Source organism: Paenibacillus sp. J22R56, assembly GCF_056269375.1.
The window spans coordinates 635,375-660,011 of sequence record NZ_JBWDNV010000002.1; the positions used below are offsets into that span (position 1 = coordinate 635,375).

Annotated in this window: 26 protein-coding genes; 21 read left to right on the forward strand and 5 right to left on the reverse strand. The window is 43.0% G+C overall.

Annotated elements, in window-relative coordinates:
• The 10 genes from AC0YNT_RS06880 to AC0YNT_RS06925 all read left to right on the forward strand — a co-directional run bounded on the left by AC0YNT_RS06880 (position 1) and on the right by AC0YNT_RS06925 (position 9,190).
• The gene (locus tag AC0YNT_RS06880) at positions 1-945 is read left to right on the forward strand and encodes a DUF4430 domain-containing protein (protein ID WP_475803884.1); all 945 of its coding nucleotides are present in this window, start codon (positions 1-3) and stop codon (positions 943-945) included.
• Positions 942-1,832: an energy-coupling factor transporter transmembrane component T gene (locus tag AC0YNT_RS06885; RefSeq protein ID WP_475803885.1), complete on the forward strand. Its 891-nt coding sequence runs from the start codon at positions 942-944 to the stop codon at positions 1,830-1,832. The genes AC0YNT_RS06880 and AC0YNT_RS06885 overlap by 4 nt, the downstream gene beginning before the upstream one ends.
• Positions 1,805-3,484, forward strand: coding sequence for an ABC transporter ATP-binding protein (locus tag AC0YNT_RS06890; protein ID WP_475803886.1), 1,680 nt, complete (start codon positions 1,805-1,807; stop codon positions 3,482-3,484). Before AC0YNT_RS06885 ends, AC0YNT_RS06890 begins: the two co-directional genes overlap by 28 nt.
• Positions 3,466-4,203, forward strand: a complete 738-nt coding sequence (locus tag AC0YNT_RS06895; RefSeq protein WP_475803887.1) for an ECF transporter S component — start codon at positions 3,466-3,468, stop codon at positions 4,201-4,203. Before AC0YNT_RS06890 ends, AC0YNT_RS06895 begins: the two co-directional genes overlap by 19 nt.
• A 147-nt stretch (positions 4,204-4,350) precedes the next feature.
• Complete coding sequence (locus AC0YNT_RS06900) at positions 4,351-4,677, forward strand: DUF2087 domain-containing protein (protein ID WP_475803888.1); 327 nt, start codon at positions 4,351-4,353, stop codon at positions 4,675-4,677.
• A 65-nt stretch (positions 4,678-4,742) separates the two neighbouring features.
• A complete protein-coding gene (locus AC0YNT_RS06905; protein ID WP_475803889.1) occupies positions 4,743-4,898 on the forward strand; it encodes a hypothetical protein in 156 nt (51 codons plus the stop codon).
• A gap of 45 nt (positions 4,899-4,943) precedes the next feature.
• Positions 4,944-5,387 (forward strand): oxidoreductase, encoded by a 444-nt coding sequence (locus tag AC0YNT_RS06910; protein ID WP_475803890.1) that lies wholly within the window; start codon positions 4,944-4,946, stop codon positions 5,385-5,387.
• A gap of 31 nt (positions 5,388-5,418) precedes the next feature.
• Complete coding sequence (locus AC0YNT_RS06915; protein WP_475803891.1) at positions 5,419-6,333, forward strand: DUF3885 domain-containing protein; 915 nt, start codon at positions 5,419-5,421, stop codon at positions 6,331-6,333.
• Positions 6,334-6,442: 109 nt separating this feature from the next.
• The gene (locus tag AC0YNT_RS06920; protein WP_475803892.1) at positions 6,443-7,498 is read left to right on the forward strand and encodes a hypothetical protein; all 1,056 of its coding nucleotides are present in this window, start codon (positions 6,443-6,445) and stop codon (positions 7,496-7,498) included.
• A gap of 312 nt (positions 7,499-7,810) precedes the next feature.
• A complete protein-coding gene (locus AC0YNT_RS06925) occupies positions 7,811-9,190 on the forward strand; it encodes an ABC transporter substrate-binding protein (RefSeq protein ID WP_475803893.1) in 1,380 nt (459 codons plus the stop codon).
• A gap of 57 nt (positions 9,191-9,247) precedes the next feature.
• On the opposite strand, the gene AC0YNT_RS06930 is transcribed toward AC0YNT_RS06925, so the two are convergent.
• Complete coding sequence (locus AC0YNT_RS06930; protein ID WP_475803894.1) at positions 9,248-10,054, reverse strand: helix-turn-helix transcriptional regulator; 807 nt, start codon at positions 10,052-10,054, stop codon at positions 9,248-9,250.
• Between the two features lie 62 nt (positions 10,055-10,116).
• On the opposite strand from AC0YNT_RS06930, the gene AC0YNT_RS06935 reads away from it, so the two are divergent.
• On the forward strand, positions 10,117-10,941 hold the full coding sequence (locus AC0YNT_RS06935) for a sugar phosphate isomerase/epimerase family protein (protein ID WP_475803895.1): 825 nt from the start codon (positions 10,117-10,119) through the stop codon (positions 10,939-10,941).
• A gap of 259 nt (positions 10,942-11,200) precedes the next feature.
• Here AC0YNT_RS06935 and AC0YNT_RS06940 read toward each other — a convergent pair whose 3' ends face one another.
• Positions 11,201-11,494: a Dabb family protein gene (locus tag AC0YNT_RS06940; RefSeq protein ID WP_475803896.1), complete on the reverse strand. Its 294-nt coding sequence runs from the start codon at positions 11,492-11,494 to the stop codon at positions 11,201-11,203.
• Between the two features lie 216 nt (positions 11,495-11,710).
• Here AC0YNT_RS06940 and AC0YNT_RS06945 point away from each other — a divergent pair, with 216 nt between their 5' ends.
• From AC0YNT_RS06945 to AC0YNT_RS06965, 5 genes are all read left to right on the forward strand, one after another.
• Entirely contained in the window at positions 11,711-12,319 is a 609-nt protein-coding gene (locus AC0YNT_RS06945; protein ID WP_475803897.1) for a LysE family translocator, read from the forward strand.
• Positions 12,320-12,422: 103 nt separating this feature from the next.
• The gene (locus tag AC0YNT_RS06950; RefSeq protein WP_475803898.1) at positions 12,423-12,956 is read left to right on the forward strand and encodes a YceI family protein; all 534 of its coding nucleotides are present in this window, start codon (positions 12,423-12,425) and stop codon (positions 12,954-12,956) included.
• Positions 12,957-13,150: 194 nt separating this feature from the next.
• On the forward strand, positions 13,151-13,369 hold the full coding sequence (locus tag AC0YNT_RS06955) for a cold-inducible protein YdjO-related protein (protein ID WP_475803899.1): 219 nt from the start codon (positions 13,151-13,153) through the stop codon (positions 13,367-13,369).
• Between the two features lie 75 nt (positions 13,370-13,444).
• Positions 13,445-15,406 (forward strand): ATP-dependent DNA helicase, encoded by a 1,962-nt coding sequence (locus tag AC0YNT_RS06960; protein ID WP_475803900.1) that lies wholly within the window; start codon positions 13,445-13,447, stop codon positions 15,404-15,406.
• Positions 15,407-15,608: 202 nt separating this feature from the next.
• Positions 15,609-16,067 carry a GNAT family N-acetyltransferase gene (locus AC0YNT_RS06965; RefSeq protein ID WP_475803901.1) on the forward strand — a complete coding sequence of 153 codons (459 nt, stop codon included), beginning with the start codon at positions 15,609-15,611 and terminating at the stop codon, positions 16,065-16,067.
• Between the two features lie 211 nt (positions 16,068-16,278).
• Here AC0YNT_RS06965 and AC0YNT_RS06970 read toward each other — a convergent pair whose 3' ends face one another.
• Complete coding sequence (locus AC0YNT_RS06970) at positions 16,279-17,157, reverse strand: LysR family transcriptional regulator (protein ID WP_475803902.1); 879 nt, start codon at positions 17,155-17,157, stop codon at positions 16,279-16,281.
• A 118-nt stretch (positions 17,158-17,275) separates the two neighbouring features.
• Here AC0YNT_RS06970 and zwf point away from each other — a divergent pair, with 118 nt between their 5' ends.
• From zwf to fsa, 3 genes are read left to right on the forward strand one after another with little or no spacing between them, the layout of a single operon-like run.
• Positions 17,276-18,787 (forward strand): glucose-6-phosphate dehydrogenase, encoded by a 1,512-nt coding sequence (gene zwf, locus AC0YNT_RS06975; RefSeq protein ID WP_475803903.1) that lies wholly within the window; start codon positions 17,276-17,278, stop codon positions 18,785-18,787.
• Positions 18,768-20,768: a transketolase gene (gene tkt / locus AC0YNT_RS06980; RefSeq protein ID WP_475804087.1), complete on the forward strand. Its 2,001-nt coding sequence runs from the start codon at positions 18,768-18,770 to the stop codon at positions 20,766-20,768. Before zwf ends, tkt begins: the two co-directional genes overlap by 20 nt.
• Before the next feature lie 24 nt (positions 20,769-20,792).
• Positions 20,793-21,461, forward strand: coding sequence for a fructose-6-phosphate aldolase (fsa, locus tag AC0YNT_RS06985; RefSeq protein WP_441888029.1), 669 nt, complete (start codon positions 20,793-20,795; stop codon positions 21,459-21,461).
• Between the two features lie 63 nt (positions 21,462-21,524).
• Here the strand turns inward: fsa and AC0YNT_RS06990 are convergent, their stop codons facing one another.
• Positions 21,525-22,142, reverse strand: coding sequence for an NUDIX hydrolase (locus tag AC0YNT_RS06990; protein ID WP_475803904.1), 618 nt, complete (start codon positions 22,140-22,142; stop codon positions 21,525-21,527).
• A 107-nt stretch (positions 22,143-22,249) separates the two neighbouring features.
• Between AC0YNT_RS06990 and AC0YNT_RS06995 the strand changes: the two genes are divergently transcribed.
• Positions 22,250-23,416, forward strand: a complete 1,167-nt coding sequence (locus tag AC0YNT_RS06995) for a chromate transporter (RefSeq protein ID WP_475804088.1) — start codon at positions 22,250-22,252, stop codon at positions 23,414-23,416.
• 59 nt (positions 23,417-23,475) lie between these two features.
• On the opposite strand, the gene AC0YNT_RS07000 is transcribed toward AC0YNT_RS06995, so the two are convergent.
• Complete coding sequence (locus AC0YNT_RS07000) at positions 23,476-23,796, reverse strand: hypothetical protein (protein ID WP_475803905.1); 321 nt, start codon at positions 23,794-23,796, stop codon at positions 23,476-23,478.
• A 233-nt stretch (positions 23,797-24,029) separates the two neighbouring features.
• Here AC0YNT_RS07000 and AC0YNT_RS07005 point away from each other — a divergent pair, with 233 nt between their 5' ends.
• On the forward strand, positions 24,030-24,428 hold the full coding sequence (locus tag AC0YNT_RS07005) for a hypothetical protein (protein ID WP_475803906.1): 399 nt from the start codon (positions 24,030-24,032) through the stop codon (positions 24,426-24,428).
• Positions 24,429-24,637 lie beyond the last annotated feature (209 nt).

The following is a 24,637-nucleotide window of genomic DNA, read 5'->3' on the forward strand; positions in this document are numbered from 1 at the left end:
TTGACGAAGAAAAAATGGCTTTCCGCCTTGCTCATTATCGGGATTTTGGCGGTTGCTTACTTCTGGGGAGGGGATTATGCGAAAAACCCTTCTTCCGATTCTACTGGTGTAATTGCTTCAAAGGAAGAATCGCTCATCACTTCGACTCCGATCGAAAGTGCTGATCCGGAGTCGGATTCTGAAGGTACACCAACCGTAAAAGAAACTTCGGAGGCAACAGCAACTCCGAATGAGCAGCAAACCGGAAACAAAGAGGAACCAGCAAATACCAAGCAAGACAGCCATACAGGTAAAGATCCTGTTAAGTCCAACGATGAGCCTAAAGCTTCAGCTTCGCCTTCTTCCACGAACACCCCGGCTGACAGCGAGACTGGAGCCGTGAAGGAGCAAGATCCGACTTCAACAGCGAAGCCTCCAGCAGCTTCATCAGATGAGAACAAGGATAAATATCAGACGGATCCTGTGCCCTCAGGTAAACCTAAGCCTGTTGAACCGCAGGACACCGTTATCGATAAGAAGAAAACATTAACCATTACTTTATCCGTATCGGCGGCAACCATTCTGAACAATTTGGACAGCTTCAACAAAGATAAGCTAGAGGTACTGCCGAAGGATGGCGTCATTTATAAAGCGCAGAAGGTTACCTTTTATGAAGGGGAATCGGTCTTTGATGTGCTGCTACGGGAAATGAAAAAGAACAAGATACATATGGAGTTTGAGATGACGCCTATCTATAACAGCAACTATATAGAAGGCATTAATAATATTTACGAATTTGACTGTGGGGAGCTTAGCGGTTGGATGTATAAAGTGAATGGCTGGTTCCCGAACTACGGAGCAAGTCGGTATGCTTTGAAGGATGGAGATGTAGTGGAGTGGGTATACACGTGCGATCTGGGGCGTGACGTAGGCGGTTATGTGGCTGGAGCGGGTGGCAATTCATGAACAGCGGCTTCGCGACCTTTCATCCATTTGTGAATCTGGTTTATTTTATCGCCGTGCTGCTGTTTGGAATGTGGTTCATGCATCCAGTCTTTCAAGCAATCGCACTAATTAGTGCTATCCTGTATGCCATTGTTCTTCGGGGAAGAGCAGCAGTGAAATTTCAATTGTTCTATATGCTGCCACTATTGCTTGTAATGGCGTTAATTAATCCAGCTTTTAATCACGAAGGTGTTACGATACTGTTCTACCTGAAGAACGGAAATCCGATCACATTAGAATCCATTCAATACGGGATCGCTTCTGCATGTATGTTCGTTACAGTCATTATCTGGTTCTCGTGTTATAACGCGGTGATGACCTCCGATAAGTTTATTTATTTGTTTGGCAGAGTCATACCGGTCTTATCGCTTATTTTCTCAATGGTGCTTCGGTTTGTTCCAAGATACCAGAATCAAATAAAGCGGATTTCATTCGCACAAAGAAGCATCGGCCAAGATATGAGCCAAGGAAACTTTCTGCGCAAAGCAAAGAACGGTCTAACAATTTTATCGATCATGACGACCTGGGCGCTCGAGAATGCAATCGAAACAGCAGATTCCATGAAATCCAGAGGCTACGGGCTGCCGGGAAGAACAAGCTATTCCCTATACCGGTTCGATAATCGGGATAAAGGGTTTCTGATTATTATGTTCATTCTTATCGCTGTTGTCTTGTCAGGACAGGTGAAAGGCGAGAATACGATGCGATTTTTTCCTTCTTTGAAAGTGGCAGAGGTTACTCCATTTAGTATCCTCGTCTACATCGCTTACTCTGGTCTATGTATGCTGCCGGTTACTTATCATATTTTGGAGGCAATAAAGTGGAAATCTATCACATCCAGGATGTAAGCTTCACGTTCCCGATGACGGAGAAGAAAGCGCTTGAAGGCATCAATCTTTCTATTCAAGGCGGAGAGTTTATTACGATAGGTGGAAAATCCGGTAGTGGCAAAAGCACGCTGCTTCGCCAACTGAAGCCTATTTTGTCCCCGCATGGCACAAGGGAAGGTGCACTAACCTATCGTGGAAGACCGTTCGAAGACGTCGACCAGCGAACACAAGCTTCGGATATTGGCTTTGTCCTGCAAAATCCAGATAACGGAATTGTAACGGATAAGGTATGGCATGAGCTGGCTTTTGGACTCGAAAGCTTAGGTCTTGATCAACAAACCATTCGGCTTCGTGTAGCAGAGATGGCAAGCTTCTTTGGGATTCAGACCTGGTTCCATAAGTCAGTAACGGAGCTGTCTGGAGGACAAAAGCAGCTACTCAATCTGGCTTCGATTATGGCGATGCACCCATCCGTACTTCTGCTTGATGAGCCTACCTCCCAGCTTGATCCGATTGCTGCAGCCGATTTTATTGAGACGCTTCGAAAAATCAATCAAGAGCTGGGTACAACCATTATTTTGACCGAGCATCGGCTGGAAGAAGTACTGCCGGTATCCGATAGATTCATCGTTATGGATGAAGGTCGGGTTATCGTCGACGATACTCCAAGGGAAGCTGGAGAAGCCTTATGGCGTATGGGTCATCCGATGTTTACAGCGATGCCTTCGTCCATGCAAATCTATGCTGGAATAACGAAGGACACTCAATTTCCAGTTACGGTAAAAGAGGGGCGTCAGTGGCTGGACCGGTACTTGGAAGACAAATCGTATGTTCAAGAAGAGGTTACGTTGCATCCTCAAACTTTGAATAATACCAATCGGCTGATTGCTCTGAGGTTTAAGGATGTATGGTTCAAGTATGAGAAGAACGGGGTTAACATCATTAAAGACCTGTCATTCGAAGTAGCCGAAGGCCAATTGTACTGCTTGGTTGGTGGAAATGGGACGGGCAAGACAACGGCATTATCGCTAGCTGGTGGTCTTTATCATCCATACCGGGGGAAAGTGTTGCTCGGCGGGAAAAACATTGCATCCATCAAAGGAAAAGAGTTGTTCACAAACAATATTGCCTATCTCCCGCAAAATCCACAGCACCTATTCGTCAAGAAGACCGTCGAACAGGATTTATATGAAGTCTTATCTCGATCGTCAATGTCAAAGGAAGAGAAGGCTAGGAAGATTACCGCAATGGTAGAGTTTCTAGAGCTGGAGCCGCTTTTTTCTATGCATCCATATGATCTGAGCGGGGGAGAGCAGCAGAGAGCGGCGCTTGCAAAGGTGCTTCTTCTGGAGCCGCGTATTCTCCTGCTAGATGAGCCTACTAAAGGGCTCGACAGCTTCTTCAAAGCAAAGCTTGCTTCTTATTTGAAACAGCTGAATGCAAACGGCGTTACCATTCTTATGGTGTCACATGATATTGAGTTTTGTGCAAAATACGGGGATGTGTGTGCATTGTTCTTCAATGGGAGCATTACGACAAGTGGTGCGGCGAAGCCGTTTTTTGCCGGTAATCATTTCTATACAACTGCGGCTAATCGAATGGCACGTCATGTGTGGCGTGAGGGCGTAACGGTGGAGGATGTGATTGCGTTATGCAAGAACACCAGGTAAATAGCATAAACGGATGGAGGAATAAGCGGACCCTAATATCTGCGATCCTCATTCTGCTCGTTATTCCGGCCACTATTATGTTTGGCGTATTTGCTCTTGATGACCGGAAGTATTATTTCATCAGCTTGCTCATCATTCTGTATACGATGCTGCCCTTTGCTTTGGTGTTTGAGAGGAGAAAGCCGCAAGCTCGCGAGCTGATTGTAATTGCTGTACTAACGGCTATTGCCGTTGCTGGACGTGCTGCCTTCTTTATGCTCCCACAGTTTAAACCTGTTGTAGCAATTGTTATTATTGCAGGAGTTAGCTTTGGTCCGGAGGCAGGTTTTCTGGTTGGTGCGACTACGGGGTTCGTCTCTAATTTCTTTTTCGGACAAGGTCCGTGGACGCCTTGGCAAATGTTCTGTTTTGGCATTATTGGATTTCTAGCAGGAATTCTGTTTAGACGTGGATGGCTAAAAACCAATAAGCTGGCTTTATGTACGTTTGGGGGGTTGGCGACTTTTTTCATCTATGGGGGCATCATCAATATCGGTTCATTACTAATGTTCGCACCTGTACTAACGAGAGAAGCTTTAATCGCTACTTATGCCTCTGGCTTCTGGTTTGATATGGTTCATGCCGTGGCAACCGTGATTTTCCTCTATTTTCTCTCTCGGCCGATGATCGAGAAGCTGGACCGGATTAAAGCGAAATATGGATTATATGAATCTAAATGATGTAAAAACCACTCATTACGAGTGGTTTTTTTGTATGGATAGACAAGCTGGGTGTATGGTGAGGAGCACTTGGAAATGTTGACAATGGAAACTGATTTAATTAATATCTAATTAGATACTAGTTAAAATAGTTGGAGGGGACATTAAATGTCGGAACAAGTTACAAACGAATGGTCCAAAAACGAGAAGTTGAAGAACGCCGTCCTGCGGAATTTTTTCAACGAGCAAGGCAGTATAAAGCAGCTTCCATCCCAGTTAAAAAAAAGGTTAATTGTACTCGAGCATCTTGCCAACCAGCTTAATGCCAACATTAAGTACACTGAGAAAGAAATAAACGAATTCATTAGGCCTTTCAATGAAGACTTCGCTACGATACGCAGGGAACTTTTTATACACAAATTTGTAAACCGAAATAATGATATATACGATGTAAACGAACCTGGAGAATGGCGGGATTGGAAAACTCTCAAGTAGCTGCGTGTTCTACTGGATTAATATGGTATTATGGATTGGAGATGACGATTGGGTAGGAGGATTACATGAGTATCATTTTTATTATTGCGTTCGTTGTCATTACTTTAGGCATAATTAGTATTGATGGAAAGTTGAAAAAGCGTTTAGATAATGACGAACGTATCATTGAACGGCTTGAAATAATAATTAATAATCAAAAAGATAAGGAAAAGATGGAGTGAAATAGCTCCATCGTTTTTCTATTGGATTAGTCTTAAGGAGTAATCATGATTAAAATAAATACTTTAGAAACAAAACCCTCAAGTAGATCTGATTTTAAACCAATTGATGAATCGGAGAAAAACACAAAATTTGCTGATTTAATTGTTGATGGGAAATCACTTTGTAACATGTTCATAGAGTATGACATGGTCCCTTCTCTAGGCTGGATGAGTGATGAGACTCAAAGAGAAATGATAGATTATTTTTTACTTAGAAAACGGCATGAAACGATGTGGTATAGATATCCCATAATGGTATGCTCGTGTTGCGGAGATAAAGAATGTGGATTTATCTCAGTTAAAATTGATAGGGAAAGTGATATTATTATTTGGAAAGACTTTTACCTAGAGCCTGATCAGAAAAAAATGAATATTGGGCCATTTTATTTTAAGTGGGATAACTATAAAAAGATCATTAATAGTACCTTTGGAACTGCAGGAATTCAATAATTTGTAATTCAAGGCGAAAGGAATATTTGGATTGAATATTGTAAAAGAATTGAGTGCCTATGGTACTTTCATTCGTTTTGAACTAGGGCTCGCAAATTTGAAGGATGAGGTTTATCGCCGTGAAAGTCTTCGTCGCGCGTATGCTATTTATCGTTCCATTTTCTCTGCTGAGGATGATGTGATTTTTATTCATCGGACTTACTATGGAATAGACGAAAAACGATTCAGTAAAATACGATTAAAGCGTTTTTTTATTACGCGTTTGAAAAATGTGCGATCGTGCACTTGGCCTTATGAGTTTGATGAATCGGATGAGGAGTTCTGCACGAAAGAATGGTCAGTTGAAGTTATAGCAAGAGAAATCCGTATGCCATATGTACTTGAATGTATTGTAAATGATGACTTTATGCGTAAACCGAATTCCGGCGGCCGGGTTTATCTATATAACAAAACAAAAGGCATATTATTTCACATGTATGACGATCGTGGTTGTGATGTTTTTAGTGCCGACAAAGACTCTCTATTACCTTTTTACCATTTACACCGAAAATGGATCCTGGATTATAATCGTTATCAAATTGACCATTTATTTGGTGAAGGACTTGCCGGTATTATTGAAACAGACGATGAACGAAAGGTTCGATCTGAACTTAACGATAAAAAAGTCACTGATTCAAGAATTATTCTTAGGCAAAACAATACTTGTCATATAACACATCATTTTGAGATCCCGTATGTAAACGCCGATAAGTTTGAAAAAGAGATCTCGTTTACAGCGTTTGTGACTCGGCGTATTTCCATAATAAATGACATGGTCACTTTTTTAGCTGCCAAAACGGAGGCCCTAGCTCTAATTGGTTACCAAACACATCTGATGAGTATGTACGGTAAAAAATATGGTACCTATCTAGGTTGGAGCTATGAAAGGCTCCCAGAATCATTTTAGTTACAACTCATGCTTGAAATTAACAAGGAGTAGATTGCTGCGGCAGCTACTCCTTTCTTTATTCAACTAAACTAGTCGCAGTCATAAATAGAGGATATACTGTTAATATATGGAGGTGTTTACGTCGAAAAAGCTCATTCTATTAATCGGAATAAGTATTATAGTCATTCTTTCTGCTGGTTTGTATATTGGTCAACAGTATTTATTTAATCCTATTTTATTTAAAAAAGATGATGTTGTTATTCATGATTGGTCTGATTATCGCTATCCTCTCGTCATGGAAATTTCAAATGTAGATGAAGGCTGGACATCAACGTCCATATCAAATAGGAAAGATATTAAACTTGTCTACAATGAGTTGCGTTCAGCGAAAATAGTAACAGCTAATACAGATGAAACGTCATTTGGCACTCATTTTGCGATTACCATTAAGAGTTCCGGATCCAAAGGCCATATTATCGATCAATTCGATGGTTATATGGATGGATTTGCACGCATTAATAGTGGGAGAAAGATTGAAGTAACAAAAGAACTACGTAAATACATAGAGGATTCCTTTAATTCCAATGAGAATGTAATGAAAGATTCTAGCAAAAAGTTATCCGTTGAGGAAGCGGAAAAACTTATAGCAGCAAGTCAAAATATCGCTCAGTCGAGGGATAAGAACGCTGAGATTAAAGAAATTACTTCCGCTGATATTTGGGATAAAACAAATGTTCAGATGTTTAGGATTGCTGAGGAAACTTTTTTGATAGAAAATCAAAAAGTTATTCATATTGGTAATGGCTTTGGTGGGAATGGGGTTACCAGTGCCGTGCCTTACGATGTCAATAAGGATGGAATAACGGATATTATTTATGCCTACTCATTTGGTTCGGGTATGCATAGATCTCTGATTTCTTGGATGGATTTAAAGAGTTTTGAAGAGCATATGGTTGAAGATAAGCCCAAGAAAACAGAGTTTAGATTGTATGATTTGATATTAAAAAACGAGAAGGATACAACCGTGGTTTATCAAGTCATGAATCCAAGTGAAATCGTAAATACGTATCCTACTGAACAGGAGATTAGTCAAATGTCATTAGAAAAAGATGGGGTTCTGATTTGGGAAAACAACGAATTGTATATGGGGGAAATGGAGAGTTACTCGGCACCGTCACGTTGAATGTATGTATGCAGGCGGCAAACATATCGGACAAAAATTGCTGCAATATATTGAGGATTACTGCCGGCGTTAGTTACTTATATCTATTGGATAAAAAATAAGCCTGTTCCTTTGGAACGGGCTTATTTTATATTTGTAAGTCCATATGAATGAGTCTATTTGCCAATTTCAGTTTTGAATAGGGAACCAATGTTTAAAACTTACAAATTCAATTTAAATTCTCCATGGTTTGTTTGCCGCAAAGCAGATAACATTCTATTGTAAGCGCTGTACTTTAGCCGAGACAGCCAAATTTTAAGGGGGATGTTACATATGCGGAATAGTAAATTTCTGCTCCTGTCTTTCATTCTGATTCTGCTATTTGCTTCAGCATGCAGTAGCAACGGTAGCAGTAACAAGAATAACAGCACAGGAGTTAACAGTACGCCTTCACCTTCGGAATCGGCGGCCAACGAGGCAGCTCCTGAAGCGACTGAGGAGGAGAGCGGAACCCCTGAGATGGATTTCGATATGGGCGGGAAAACGATTAAATGGGTTTCCTGGTATGATGAGTCCATTAAGGAAGATAATCCGGACAACATTCAGCGTAAGCAGAATCTAGATGAACTCATGAAAAAGCATAATTTCAAGATTGAATATGTCACGGTCGATTATGCGGAATACGCGAGTAAGGTTACGGCGTCCCTCCTAGCAGGAGAGCCTATCGGTGAAATCATTCGCATGGCTAGGCCTTGGATGATCCCATCGCTTGCAAAGCAGGATCTGTTCCACCCCGTAGATGAATATACAAAAAATGATAAGGTCTTTATTCAGCAATATACTAACGATTATTCGCAATATGAAGGAAGAGGTTACGGATTCCGCTCTGGAATTAACGGTGCAGCATCAGGAATTTTCTATAACCGTACTCTGATGAATAAATTAGGCATGAAACCGCTTCAGGATTATGTGAATGATAACGACTGGAACTGGGATACTTTCATCCAGGCAGCCAAAGAAGCAAACAAAGATACGGACAATAACGGCAAGCTGGATACATGGGGTCTAAGTACCGCTTCTATTTTGGTACAGGCATTGGCTTCTAATGACGCCAATCTAGTTGCTGGTGATAAACAGAATCTGGAGGATCCTAAAACAAAGGAAACCTTAGAATTTATAGCTAAGCTAGCAACGGAGAATATTGCAAGACCAACTGAAGGCGGAGATTGGACAGAACCTGGGCAATTCTTCCGTCAAGGCAATACTTTGATGTACGCGGGCAGTGATTATGAGATGGATTCCTTCAAAAAGGATATGCCAGATTTGGACATCGGCTTCGTTCCATTTCCCAAAGGGCCAGAGGCTTTGGAATATTATTCTCATCTGACGATTCCGAACTACTTGACCATACCAAAAGTGGTCGATCATCCAGAACAACTGGTCTATATCTACGAGAAAATTAATGATATCGATTCGATTTATGATTATCCGAAGCAAGCATCACTGGAAACATTATTCAGCAACGAGGATGATATCAATAATGCCAAGACAGCAGGGGAGATTATTAATAGAGTAGATGGTACGGATGGTTACCCCAACATGCCCTATTATGAATTAGTTGGAGAAATTCTGGACGGTGTATCGGTATCAACCGTAATTGACAAGTACAAAGTACCATTTCAATCATCTATTGATGAGGTATGGAAGAAATAATGAACGTTTAAAACGACAAAAAAAGCAGGTCCCCTTTACAGATAATGGGGACCTGCATTACTGGTAGTTCTCAAGTACAAAGTTCATTTTCTTGGCATTAGACGGAGAATATCCCTTCAACTCCTTGAATATCTTGCTGAAATAATAGATATCAAGAATTCCGCAGCGCTCTGCGGCTTCCTTTACGGTGAAATCACCGGAAGACAGCATCATCTCTGCATTATTAATCCGGATGCGATTGACATATTCCTTAAACGACAGTCCGGTATTTTGCTTGAATAACTTGCCAAAGTAGACGGGATGAAGCCCTAACCCTCCCGCCAGATCATTAATAGCAATATTTTCAGAATAATGCTCCGTTATATAGGTTGTTAGCTTCTTGATCCGAGGATCAATAGTGTTAGGAATATTTCGGTAAAAATTGCACAATAGACGGTGGAGGATTAATTCAAATATTGCGCGTGCTTGAATTTGATAATAGGGCTGCTTATTCATCCATACATGATTAAATTCATGCAAATAGCTTAGAATTTCTTTCGTGACGGCTCTTTTTGTTAATCCCCTGAAGGGGAGCTGAACATGATTATGAGGATCTGCCCAATAGAAATTAAAGGGATAGGAATGCATTGGAGATTCATTGAATGTATGAGCCTCTCGGATGCTTCCCCCGGGCACATAGATGAGATCTCCTGCCTCAGCGGTGAATTTCTCTCCGTCTATGTAATAATTAGACTTTCCCTCGACAACAAAGGTAAGATCATGGAAACTAATTCTTGATTTTTGAATGGTCCAATTCGGAAAACATCTTCTGTTAACAAACAAAAAGATATTGGGAACAAGATAGGGATGATATTCTAGTTCCATCCTGGTTCGCCTCCTATGCAGATGAAGTAAGCATACTGTCTACAATGAAAGGGAGATCATGTATGATAACGCTAACAGGTTTTGCTGATGAAATATCAACTGATTTGGAAAAACAGCTAAATGTTCTCGAATCGGAACAAATTTGTCATCTTGAGCTTAGAGGAGTATGGGGTAAAAACATTTTGCAGCTTACGGATGAGGAAGCCTTTAAAGTAAAAGCAATATTGCAGGAGAGGGGATTTAAAGTATCATCTATCGGCTCTCCTATTGGAAAAATCAACATAACGGATAGTTTTGAGCCGCATTACGAAGAGGCTAAGAAGGCAATTCGGCTGGCTGCTTTTTTTAATGCCCCATACATCCGTATTTTTTCTTTCTATATTCCTGCAGGTGAACATGTCCACTATCGATCGGAAGTGATTTCCCGTATGCAGAGTCTTGTACAACTGGCGGAGAGAGCGGGCATCGTACTGCTGCATGAGAATGAAAGCCATATTTATGGAGATACCGGAGAACGCTGCCGTGACCTGTTGGAATCCATTGCTTCATCTAATTTGAAAGCAGCGTTTGATCCGGCTAACTTTGTGCAGTGCAAGGTAATGCCCGTATCTGAGGCATATCCGTTATTGGATGAATATATTACTTATATTCATATTAAAGATGCTAAACTGAAGAACGGTTCCGTTGTCCCATCGGGTGAAGGGGACGGACAGATAAAGCAGCTTCTTCAGGTGCTGGATCACAAAGGCTACCATGGGTTCATGTCATTGGAGCCGCATTTGCAAGCCAGTGGTAAGTTTGCCGGATTTAACAGAGCAGAATTATTCATTGTTGCAACAAGAGCGATCAAGCAATTATTAAATGAACAGAATATAGCTTGGTCATAATGTTATAAAACAACAGGTAATCTGCGATAGGATGTTTTGTTTTATTTCTATTATGATATGGTTGCAGTTATAAGATTTCAACATTTTCAGGAAAACCCTATAATTGCTGAGGTGAAAAAGCTATAATTCCGCAGGTGAATGGCTCATTCTAACCCAGGCTATTGATGTTGTTGTGTTCGGAGTCTGGAAGAAAAAGGGTGAAAACTTACTTAAAATTAAAAACAGCGAACGCTTCGTAAAGCGCATCGCTGTTTTTGTGTTACACTTCGATATTGGCAGCAATGCTGTCCTCTCGGCCGTACTCACGGATGAGTGCTGCTACCTCTTGGTGGTGCGGGTTCGGGCCATATGCTTCAAGCGCTGTTTGGTCTTCAAATCTGACACGTAGCACGAGTTGGTAGCCTTTGTTGTTGTCAGAGAAATTAATACCTGCGTTTACTTCTACTACACCAGTCAAGTGTTGTTTCAATGCTTTAAAACGCGCAACGATTTCCTCCAATTGTGTGAGGGTTGTTTGCTCGCCGAATTTTACTAAAATAGTGCGATCGATCATATAAAGTCCTCTCCTTCCCCAAAAATTTATAGCCTTTAGCAATATAGCATGAAAAGTGAAAGCTTTTCCAGTTCATTGTACGAACATCTGTTAGGAACGGCCTAATCTTGAAAAACAGAATAACCATTCGTTTGTTGTTATCGATATAGATTTATTTCAATCTTTTTGGTATAACTGGGCATATGATTTCACTATGTATTGAGCGGAGAATTCAGCATGAGTATGTGGAGTGGGGTAGTCGTAGGATTGTCAATCGCAGCACCTGTAGGGCCAATTGGCGTGTTGTGTATGAAGAGAACGATTAATCAAGGCAGGCGGTATGGCTTCCTATCGGGGCTTGGAGCTGCTTCAGCAGATGCCGTATATGGTCTGATAGCTGCGATTGGATTTACAGCTTTAACGAACTTGCTAGTGGAACAGCAGATGTGGATCCGCTTGATAGGCGGGTTATTCCTTTGTTATTTAGGGTATCAATCGGTAAAGGCATTGCCGAAGACCAGTCAGGAGATTCCGTTAAACAGCGGTTTGCTTCGAGCTTATTTAACGACATTTTTCCTAACCCTAACGAATCCGATGACCATTCTATCGTTTGTAGCTATTTTTGCAGGAATCCAGCACTCGGCGGAAGCGACAACGGGAGACTCGCTGCTGCTTGTCCTTGGCATTTTCTGTGGCTCCTTGCTGTGGTGGCTGCTGCTTGCTGTTGTGATAGGGTCGATCAGACAAGCTTTAAATCAGACGATAATGAGATGGATTAATATTTTGTCCGGTATAGTTCTGTTGTTATTCGGAGTGTGGTCAATTGTGACTGCATTGGAAGTGTAGGAACTCATTGACAGTGGATATATTTTCCGATAATATCGTTATTAGGTATATAATATTAATTTAATTTAAATTAGTAAGTAAATAACGATGTGGGGGACTTATCATGGCTAATTCCAAATGGGCAGTAGACTTTACACACAGCAGTGTAGATTTCACAATCAAGCATATGATGATTGCTAAGGTAAAAGGCACGTTCCACAAATTCGAAGCTGATATTGATGCCGATCCAGCGGATCTGACTACGGCAAACATTAGCTTCAGTATCGATCTTAGCAGCATTGATACCCGTAATGCAGACCGTGATAATCATCTTCGTACGGGTGACTTTTTCGATATTGCACAATTCCCTGCATTGACCTTCAAATCAACGAATATCGTAAAGACCGATGATGATGAATATGATGTAACAGGCGAAGTGAGTTTACATGGCGTTACGCGCCCTGAGACTTTCTCAGTAACCTTTGAAGGTGCGGGCAAAGATCCTTGGGGCAATGAGAAAGCCGGCTTCAGCGGTAAAGGCTCTATCAAACGCAGCGATTACGGCCTGACATATAATGCAGCACTGGAAACAGGCGGCGTATTGATTGGTGACGAAGTGAAAATTTCGATCGAAATCGAAGTCGGAAAACAAGCATAATTTTGAATAAATGACAAGAGGATTCACCTCATATAGAGGTGAATCTTTTCTTTATTTAAGGCGTAAGCGTTACCTATTATGAGCGGTGCTGCCGTTTACGTTTTTCCTGCGAAGATCCTTTGACTTAGGCGCCTTTAAAGTGATATATTTAGCGGAGTTTGTTTTTACGTGTTAAGGAAAGGGATGCAAAACGAGTGACCACAAGCGAAGACATCACGAAACCGAAATTAATACCTACAAAAATTTTAAAATGTAAAAATCCTGACTGTAAAGCATGGATCAGGGACGAAATGGCAGCGGGAGATGCATTATGCCCGATGTGCAAAGGTCCTATGGCCCGAAGCATGAAACACTTGCCGGCTCTACAAAAGAAAGCAAAGCCAAAGCCGCGTAAACCAAAATCGGATTTTTAAGCTTTCAACTATGGGGGAAAAGCCGGACGGCTGCGTACGAGACGCAGCCGTTTGTGCGTTATGGAGGAACGATTAGTGAGTAGTCATTATCCATTTGAGTTTGATCCAAAGCTGCCGTTCATTCAGCAGGCAAGTGATTGGATTGCGGACGTCTTTTATGAACAATTGCCTGAAGCGGGATTCGAGGTTCGCGATGAACAGATCTATATGGCGTTCCAGCTCGAGAGAGCCTATGCCGAGAAACAGACGATCTTCGCAGAGGCTGGCGTTGGCACGGGGAAAACACTTGCTTATTTGCTGTATGCTATCAGCTATGCCCGTTATACAAGAAAACCGGCCATAATTGCCTGTGCCGATGAGTCACTCATTGAGCAGCTTGTGAAGCCCGAAGGGGATATCGCGAAGCTTGCTCGTTATTTGGATTTTACGATTGATGCAAGGCTTGGAAAATCACCTGATCAATATATTTGTTTAAATAAATTGGATGATGCGAGAGCTGCTTTTGATGATGATGTTGAAGCTTTTGATGAAATATTCCGTGGGCTTCCGTCTTTCGTTCATGCCCCGGTAACGATGCAAAGCTTCCATCCTTACGGCAACCGCAAACAATATCCGGAGTTAAATGATGGGCAATGGGCCAAGCTAGGTTGGGATGTATTCCAGGATTGTCTCGTCTGCAGCAGAAGACATCGCTGCGGTCAGACATTGTCGCGTGATCATTATCGCAAAGCGGCCGATCTCATTATTTGTTCGCATGATTTCTATATGGAGCATGTGTGGACGTATGAAGCACGCAAACGTGAGGGACAGCTTCCATTGTTGCCTGAACATAGTTCGGTTGTCTTTGACGAAGGACATCTGCTCGAGACGGCTGCTCAGAAGGCTTTGACTTATAAGCTGAACCATGGAGTGTTCGAGAGTATCATTACTCGACTTCTGCAGGACGAGATCCGGGAATCTCTTGCGCTGGCAGTTGAAGAAGCCATTGTACAAAGTGATCATTTATTCGCACTAATTGCTCGCCAGAGTAAGGCCGTACCGGCATCTAACCGCAAGGAAGTACTCTGGAATGATGAGTTAGTTCGCGAAGTGAATCGTCTGCAGGACATACTTAGCTCGATCGAAGAGGAGCTTGTCTTTGAGAGTGGTCTGTTCACGATCGATGATTATCAGCTTAAGATTGTTGAAGAGCATATCGAAATGATTCAATTCGCTTTATCCTTGTTCAAGAGAGATGAGAAACCGATCAGCTGGGCCTCAGAGGACAAAGATGGTTTCACACTTGTTATCATGCCGAGATGGGTGAAGGAAGTGTTGAAGGAGCAGGTCTTTGCAAAGAAAATGCCAATCGTCTTCTCATCGGCTACCTTATCCGTCGGCGGTGCATTTGATTATATCAAGGACAGCCTAGGGATTGATCAGGCTATGTCGTTCTCTGTTCCATCTCCGTATGAATACGAAGAGCAGATGAAGGTCTTGATGCCAAATGAGTCTGAAGCCGAGATGACATGGGCGGAGAAGATGAGTACAGCAACGAAGCTGCTGGAGCAAAAGGGCGGACGTACCTTGTTCCTATTCCCATCGATGGAGGAGCTGGTGAAATTCCGCGAGCAAGCGTCTGAGCTTGGTTTAACGAATGGCTACCGTATCTTATTCGAGGGTTCTGCTGAGATCAGCCATCTGATCGCAGAATTCCAGAACGACGAGACCAGCGTACTATGCGCGGTTACCTTATGGGAGGGACTGGATATTCCAGGTCCATCTTTGTCACAAGTGATCATGTGGTCGCTGCCATTCCCTCCGAATGATCCGGTCTTCCAAGCTAGACGCAGTGATGCTGCGAATCCATTCGCAGATGTGGACATGCCATACATGCTGCTGCGCTTAAGACAGGGCATAGGCCGACTCATAAGAGCGCGTGAAGATCGTGGCTCGATTGTTATTTTCGGACATGAGCTGAAGGATGAAGTCGTGCGTACGCAGGTGCTGAGTGTATTGCCAGCAGGTGTTTCAATCGAGGATGTCAATCAAATTTAACATTAAAGTGACCAAGAAGAGCCTAGTGCTGTTCTTGGTTTTTTTTGTATCTACTCGAGAGTATATCCGTATTGGGAGTTATTTGGTAAAATGTAGGGGTAAAAACAATTTAGTACGAGGTGTATATGTGCACAGTACATATAAGAAGAATGGGAACGCGTATCGGTATTTAACGGATCATGAAGAAGAAAGGACGATATACATGGTTCAATTGGAAAGAGTTTCTGCTGACCATACTGATTTTCAAGAATTAATAACGCTGCTGGATAAAGATCTATGGAGCAGATATCCAGATACACAGCAGTTTTTTGATGTACATAATAAGGTCAGTCTTGATGCAAAAGCGGTTGTTGCTTATGTAGATGGAATGCCTGTAGGATGCGGCTGTTATCGGGAGATGAGAGACGAACAAACCGTTGAGATCAAGCGGATGTTTGTGAGAGAAACAGCAAGGGGCAAGGGCATAGCTCAATCCATTGTTAGAGAGCTTGAAAAGTGGGCGGTAGAGGAAGGAAAGCAACAGGCATTGCTAGAAACGGGGACTAATCAGCCTGAAGCCATATCGCTGTATAAGAAATTAGGGTATGTACAAATCGCCAACTATGAGCCTTATATTGGCAGTGAAGAAAGTGTGTGTATGGGAAAAGATCTTATTGTTTAATGTCCCCAAGAGAGGAGTAACATCTAATGAGTATCCAGTTATCAGCAACTCTAGCCCAATTTGTGTTTGTAGGAATTCCACTCATCATTCTGGTCACGTACTTCGTTAGAAAAAGGAAGAAGCTGAAGGGTGTAACGCTATGCTTATCACTTACATATCCAATACTCAGAGCCAAGAACAACCTGTTCTTGGCTTCTTTTTTTATTTTCCATTACCTGAACTGCTCAATAAACTTCGTGGCTGCACTGGACAGCGGCATATTCCGCATATTCATCATACCTATGTGAGAAGGAGGGAGCGGGATGTCCAAGTGAATCTCGAACAGGGAGCCTTCCGCAAGCTCCTTCGCTATAAAATCACGCGTTACATACGAAATGCCAAGGCCTCTTCGTGCAAATTCGATCAGCAGATCGACGCTTCCGACCTCAATCTCCGGTTTGATCATATATCCATAATGATTAAAAATCTCTGTTATGGCCATCCGAGCCCGGCTGTTGCGGGAGAACAGGATAATGGGATATTGCAGAAGCGTGCTGAGCGACAGCACTTTATCTTTCAAGTCACTGTATACAGCCCCCGCGACAAAACAGTCCTGAAGCTGGATGCTTTCTTTTACTTCAAGCTGCGGATCGACGATTGGCATACGAACGACCCCTAGATCTATTTTGCCCTCTTTCAGGAAAGTAATTACTTCTGGCGTAGTGCCATGATTTAGATGGAGCTTAATTCCGGGATATTTCTTGATGAAATCCTCAAGATAAGGCAGCAGATAATGCTTGAACAAGGAGTCACTCCCTCCAATTCGAAGCTCACCATTGTCCAAATTTTTAAGGGCGATCATTTTTTCCTCAGCGGAATTGATCAGAATATGAGATTGCTCGATATAGGAGTACAAAATGGTCCCTTCCTGAGTAAGGGAGACGCCTTTGGAGGTCCGATAAAACAGCGTCAGTCCAAAGCTTTCCTCGAGTTGTTTAATGGCATGACTAACACTTGGCTGAGTGAGGTACAGCATCTTGGCAGCCTGAGTCAAGCTTCCTGTTTTGGCTGCCCAATAGAACACTTTGTATAGTTCATAGTTATTGGTCATAGACGTGGTCGATAGCTCCTGTAAAATATATTAATTACTTGTATAGCTCCTAAACGTATTATAGTGGAATTACAGAAAAAAAACAGAACTTTTCGTTCTGCTGGAGGGAGAAGAAACGATGGAACCCGTAACGTATGTGTTATTTGGTGCAACTGGCGACTTAGCTAAACGAAAAATATATCCTGCATTATACAATTTATTCGTTGATGGAAAGCTTCCGGATTCTTTTTCTCTAATAGGTCTTGGAAGAAGAGACTGGTCGGATGAGTATTTCCAGACTAGTGTGGAGCAATCGCTCCGGAATTTCTCTAGACGTGAACTTGTAAATCCGGAACTTGTACAATCATTTATCAGTAAATTCCGCTACTCGGTTCTTGATATCGGCCGTACAGAAGACTATAAGAAATTGCTCGGAATTATTGAAGAACGCGAGAGCACGCTGGGGCTTACGCCAAACCGTCTCTTTTATTTATCGGTAGGTCCAGAATATTTCACAACGATTGCTTCAAATATTGCCGAGAGTGGACTTGGTTCCACAGCAGGCTGGAAACGCCTCGTTATTGAAAAACCATTTGGCCACGATTTGCAGTCAGCTCGGGAATTGAATGAGCAGCTTAGCAAATCGTTCACTGAAGACGAAATATTCCGAATTGATCATTATCTTGGTAAACCAATGGTTCAGAATCTTGAAGTGTTGGAAAGTGCGAACCCGATCATTCAAGCTCTGTGGAGCAATCGATATATAGCTAATGTACAAATTACAGCAAGTGAGACCGTCGGCGTTGAAGAACGGGCGGGCTACTACGATCATGTTGGTGCTGTGAGAGACATGTTCCAGAATCACATGCTTCAAATGCTTATGATGCTCGCGATTCACCTGCCTCATAACAGCAACGCTCAAGAAGTACGGAAGCACAAGAAACAAGTCATGGAGGCACTCATTCCTTTATCGCCATCGGATGTGCGTGCGAATGTCATTCGCGCTCAATACGCAGAAGGTTCCCTTGGAGGCAATCCGGTGAAAGGATATCGTGCTGAGCCGGGTATTGCAGCTACCTCTATGAATGACACTTACATCGCGGCTAAGATTCAAATTGATGATTTCTTCTGGCGGGGAGTACCGTTCTATATCCGGACCGGGAAACGAATGAAGGAGAAATCAACTCGCATTGTGGTGGAATTCAAGGAAGCTTTAAACCAAGCCTCCTCAGTCATTAACGGCGGAGCACCAAATCTTCTTCATATTGAGATCAGCCCGAACGAAGGGATTATGCTGCAGCTCAATACGAAGGAGAACGGCGAGCTGAAGCCAGTTCAAATCCAGCTGCATGAAAGCAGCAAGGAGATCCCGGAAGCTTATGAAAACCTGATTTATGATGCGCTTGTGGGCAACCCTACGTTCTTCGCGCATTGGGATGAGGTGGAACTCGCTTGGGCTTGGGTGCAGCCGATCCTGGATGCTTTCCAGAATAACCAGGTTCCGCTTCACTCCTATGAAGCAGGTTCTAATGGTCCAGCTGAAGCTGATGCTTTATTAGCAGAGGATGGCTTCCATTGGTGGTTTGATACGAAGGATGAATCGAAGGAAAAGCAACAAACGAAACGGAAGGATGAAGAATATGCTTACTAAATTGGACATTGATCAACTATCCGTCGATACGATCCGTACTTTATCGATCGACGCGATTAACGCTGCAAACTCCGGTCACCCTGGTCTCCCGATGGGAGCGGCACCGATGGCTTACGCACTGTGGGGCAAATTGCTCTCCCACAATCCAGCGAATGCCAAATGGTTCAACCGCGACCGGTTTGTATTATCTGCAGGTCACGGTTCGGCCTTGCTTTACAGCCTTCTGCACTTGTCGGGCTACCAAGTATCTATTGATGACTTGAAGCAATTCCGTAAGCTGAACAGCAAGACGCCGGGACATCCGGAATTTGGTCACACAGATGGCGTTGATGCAACAACTGGACCGCTTGGTCAAGGGATTGCGAATGCGGTTGGTATGGCGATGGCGGAAGCTCACTTGGCTGCGAAATATAACCAGGAAGGTTTCCCGGTTGTTGACCATTATACGTATGCGCTTGTTGGAGACGGATGCTTGATGGAAGGGATCTCTTACGAGGCCATGTCTATGGCTGGACACATGAAGCTTGGCAAATTAGTTGTTCTGTATGATTCGAACGATATTTCGCTCGATGGTGATCTTAACTTGTCCTTCGGTGAGAATGTACGGAAGAGAACAGAATCTGCACAATGGGAATACTTACGTGTAGAAGATGGCAATGATCTTGCTGCGATTACGGAAGCAATCTCCAAAGCGAAGCAAAACCAATCCCAACCTACACTCATCGAGGTTCGTACGATCATTGGTTACGGCAGCAAGGGAGCAGGCACGCACAAGGTGCATGGCAATCCACTTGGCAAGGAAGAAGCGATCGCTACGAAAGCCGTTTATGGCTGGCAGTATGAAGAAGAGTTCACTGTTCCTGAAGAGGTAAAAGCTCATTTTGCACAGTTGAAACAAAATGGCAGCGAGAAAGAAGCAGCATGGAATGACCTGGTTGCTTCGTTCAAAGCACAATATCCTTCGCAAGGCAGTGAATTCGAGAAGGTGTTGGATGGTTCATTAACCCTTGAAGCAGCAGACATTCTTACCTTTGATACTTCGAAGCAAATCTCGACTCGTGTAGCAAGTGGTGAAGCGATTAATCATTTTGTGAAAATTGATCCTTCCATCTTCGGAGGTAGTGCCGATCTCTCTCACTCGACGATGACGGATATCCGTGGAGAAGGCAAATTCGCCGTTGATTCCTATGCAGGACGTAACGTTTACTTTGGAGTTCGTGAGCATGCAATGGGTGCTGCCGGCAACGGTATGGCACTGCATGGCGGTGTAAAACCTTTCGTCAGCACGTTCTTCGTATTCAGCGATTACTTACGTCCGTCGATTCGTCTTGCTGCCCTGCAAAAGCTTCCTGTCATTTACGTCTTCACACATGACTCCATTGCAGTAGGCGAAGATGGACCTACCCATGAGCCAGTTGAGCAGCTTGCTGCTTTGCGTACGATTCCTGGACTTACTGTCATTCGACCATCTGACGCTAATGAAACAGCAAGTGCTTGGGCTTATGCTCTGCAACAGCAGAATGGTCCTGTAGCTTTGGTGTTGAGCAGACAAAATCTTCCGATCTACGAAGAAACAAAGGCTAACGTTGAGTCCGTTGCAAAAGGCGCCTATGTCTTGACGGAAACAAACAGCCAGCCGGATGTCATTCTGATTGGTACAGGCTCTGAGGTCTCACTCGCTGTAAACGCGAAAAAAGAACTCGAGCAAGAGAATATTTCCGTTCGTGTCGTTGCAATGCCAAGCCGAGAGCTGTTCGACCGTCAGTCGGAAGAATACAAGCAAAGCGTGCTTCCTGATGCAGTAACGAACCGAATTGCGATTGAAGCGGGTATTTCGTTAGGCTGGGAACGCTACACAGGTAAACAAGGCAAAGTGTTATCGGTTGAAACCTTTGGTGCTTCGGGTTCAAGTGCAGATGTACTGGAATACTTTGGATTCACAACGAAAAACGTAGTAAGCTTGGCAAAAGAATTCAACTAATAATATTAATTGGAGGTTGTTCATATGAAATTTTTCATCGATACAGCAAACTTGGAAGATATTAAAAAAGCTTATAAAGTCGGCGTTTTGTCCGGTGTTACAACAAACCCTTCGCTCGTAGCAAAAGAAGGCGTGAAATTCGAAGATCGTATTGAAGAAATTTTGCTTGCAGTACCAGAAGTAGAATCGGTATCTGCAGAAGTAACACCTGACGCTTTGACAGCAGAAGAGATGATTGCGCAAGCGGATGAATTGATCAAGATCAACAACTACGATAAAAACATTACAATTAAACTGCCAATGACACTGGCTGGACTGGAAGCTTGCCGTTACTTGACACAAAAAGGCGTGAAAACAAACGTAACGCTGATCTTCACTGTTAACCAAGCACTTCTGGCTGCCCGTGCTGGCGCAACTTATGTATCGCCATTCCTTGGACGTCTTGATGATATTTCGGAAGACGGCGTTCAATTGGTAGCGAAAGTTGCTGAACTGTTCCGCGTTCATAACCTGGATGCTCAAATTATCGCGGCATCTGTTCGTCACCCGGACCATGTTACTCGCGTAGCAATGGCAGGAGCACATATCGCAACGATTCCATTCTCGGTTATCGAGCAAATCTCCAAACATCCATTGACGGATCAAGGTATGGAGAAATTCGCAGCTGACTGGAAGAAAACAACACAATTGTAATCCTTACGACATGTAAAAAAACACGCCGATCATATGATCGGCGTATTTTTATATTCTAAGCTATTAATCCACAATGACTTCTTTATTCGGATTATGTAAATATTCAAACATCAGCTGTACCTGCTCCAAGGTATTTCGTTCAACGGATAGCTCAGGCAGTTCGTCTAATCCGAAAAACCCAACAGCACTGGTTTCAACACCAGCTAATGCCTCGCCGCCTATGATCTCGCAAAGAATAAACATTTTATAGACATGGTAAGGGCTTGGCGGGTGGTTGTGAAACTTCTTGTCCAGTACGGCTAGTAAACGAACCGCAGCTGTATCGAAACCGGATTCTTCTTGCGTTTCTTTGACCGCAATCTCTTTCGGAGAGTATCCGATATCGCTCCAACCGCCTGGCATCGACCAAGCGCCGTCCACTTTTTCCCGAACAAGAAGGATCTTATTATCTTGAAAGACAACCGCACGAATATCGACCTTTGGGGTTGTGTATCCATTATCACTTGCGAAGGCAAGGGATATTTTATCATGGCTTATGGAAGTATACTCAGCCAATATTTCAATACTCATCTGCCGTAACGCTTCATAACGTTCAATATCATATACATCTGTCGCATACGTCAGCCCCGTCTGTGCCATTGCTTGCATCTGTTTGGCCCAATCTAACCATTTGAGTTCCATACTGGATATTCCTTCTTTCATCCTGGACTTTAAGTAATTGTAAAAGGGATTAACGAGCTTCTCGTATATTTATATAATAAGGGAAAAGATAGAGAGGAACAAATCATCTGAAGACTCTTTTAGAAGTACTTATCGTATCTTTTAAACTAGGATGCACATCCTTTGGCGGTCCAATTGCACATCTAGGCTACTTCCATAATGAATATATCAAGCGACGGCGTTGGTTAGATGAACAAAGTTATGCTGATTTGGTCGCACTTGCCCAGTTTCTTCCTGGTCCTGCAAGCAGCCAAGTCGGGATAGGTATCGGCTTGCTTCGTGCCGGTTGGCTAGGGGGAGTGGTAGCCTGGATTGGATTTACACTGCCGTCAGTCATTCTATTGCTGTTCTTTGCATTATTCATGCAAGGCTTTGATCTAGGAACTTCCGGCTGGATTCATGGATTGAAGATCGTAGCGGTTGCTATTGTTGCACAAGCTGTACTTAGTATGGGGCAAAAGCTTACGCCTGACCGTAATCGAGTGACAATTGCGATACTTGTAGCAGCAGTCACGTTGTTGTGGCAGACAGCCGTGAGTCAACTGTTCGTTCTCGTCGTAGGAGGGGGAATCGGATATTTCTGGTATCGGCAGAAATCTGGAGCAACCATCCATTCGTTAACGGTTCCTATAAGCAGACGTGCTGGTGCTGCTTGTTTAAGCCTGTTTTTTATTTTACTTGTTGGCTTGCCAATTCTGCGCCACAGTTATGAGGCTGATTGGCTAGCGTTAAGCGAAAGCTTCTATCGGTCGGGATCGCTGGTGTTTGGCGGAGGGCATGTTGTATTACCGCTGTTGGAAAGAGAAGTCGTGCCAACTGGCTGGATCAGTAAAGCCGATTTCTTAACAGGTTACGGTGCGGCGCAGGCTGTGCCCGGCCCTCTATTTACGATAGCAGCCTATCTTGGTGCTATGATTAACGGGGTGAAAGGTGCGATATTGGCAATCGTTGCGATATTTTTGCCAGCATTCCTGCTCATGGCCGGTACGCTGCCTTATTGGAATACGCTAAGGCAACATGAGAGATTACAAGGAGCTCTAATTGGTGTTAATGCGGCAGTTGTTGGCATTTTATTAGCAGCGCTCTATAATCCTCTGTGGTTGAGTGCAATTAATTCATCAAGGGATTTCGTACTGGGCTTATTACTATTCGGCATGCTTGTGTATTGGAAATTACCGCCTTGGATCGTTGTGTTGGTTGGGGCAGCAGGCGGGGAATTATTGACTCTCCTATAAACGAAAAAGGCGTGGAAATGTTCGCATTTCTTACGCCTTTTTCGTTTATGGGATAGAGCTTAATCATGTGTGATTTCATGACTCTCAAGCTCACCCTTCTTATTGAAATAGAGTCGCAGTAAACTGTCATCTACTCCTAAACCTGCACGTCCTAAGTAGTATACAAACTGAGGGGATGGTTCATCAAGCTTTTGCTCGGGTTCTCCTAGTAAATCAATAATCTCTGTATTCGTCATTCCATCTAGTTCATATTTATTAATCAGATTATGCACCATGTTATTTCTTTTCTCAGGTTCCTTTGACCAGGTTTCCTTATCAAACCGAGCACTACATGAACAGAGAATGAGCAGCAAAAGGAAGGATAATAGTAACTTCTTCATTTAGTCGACCTTTCTGAGAGCTCAGCGGCATAAGCCTTTAACTGGTCTCTTGATTTAATAACTTTGTTGGTTTGAGATGATCTTCCTCCTTGTACAGACACCTATCTAAAAGTATATCACCTATAATATGTAATTTCTTGTTGAGATTAAGTTTTCGGTGCATGGGACCAAGAGATGTGATAATCTTGTATTTACTGGAAATTACATGAAATTGATGGAGAGAGGAAGAGTATATGGGTAGGAAAAGAATAACCATATTGGCTGTTGTATCGTTGTTTTTAATCGTCTATGTAAGTTATGGTTTTTGGATTGCGAAGGATGTTAAATCTATTCTGACCGTTGGGATGCAGCCAGATAGCAGTTACGAGAAGTATATGAGTGATCAGGCTTATAACCGACTAAATCCGCTGCGCAATCATATGACAGCTTCATCTTATACCTATAAACCTGAGGATCACAGTGTAGGCCCTGTATTCCTGTTCCACTTCTTCTTTGTTGCAAAATCGTCGACCAAGCAAAGCTTTGAGTTTCATGATGCTTCTCCTACCTTCGGCGGAACAGAAGTTGTAAAGATGACAACGAAGCTTAAACATGGCAGATGGTATGCAACGAAGGTGTACATCGCAGCTTAATTGTTAATCGGAGAGGAAGGGAATCCGTATGAAAATGAGAGGCAGGATGGCAATCTTTCTTGGAATCGGATTTGTTTTATCGGCATTCTTATGCTTGTACCTTGTGCAAGTGGATAAGAACAATCATTATGTCAGTCCACTGATGACATTGACGTTAGTCTTGTTTTGGTTCGCACTAGGTAATGGAATGGTTTATTTGGTGAGGAAGC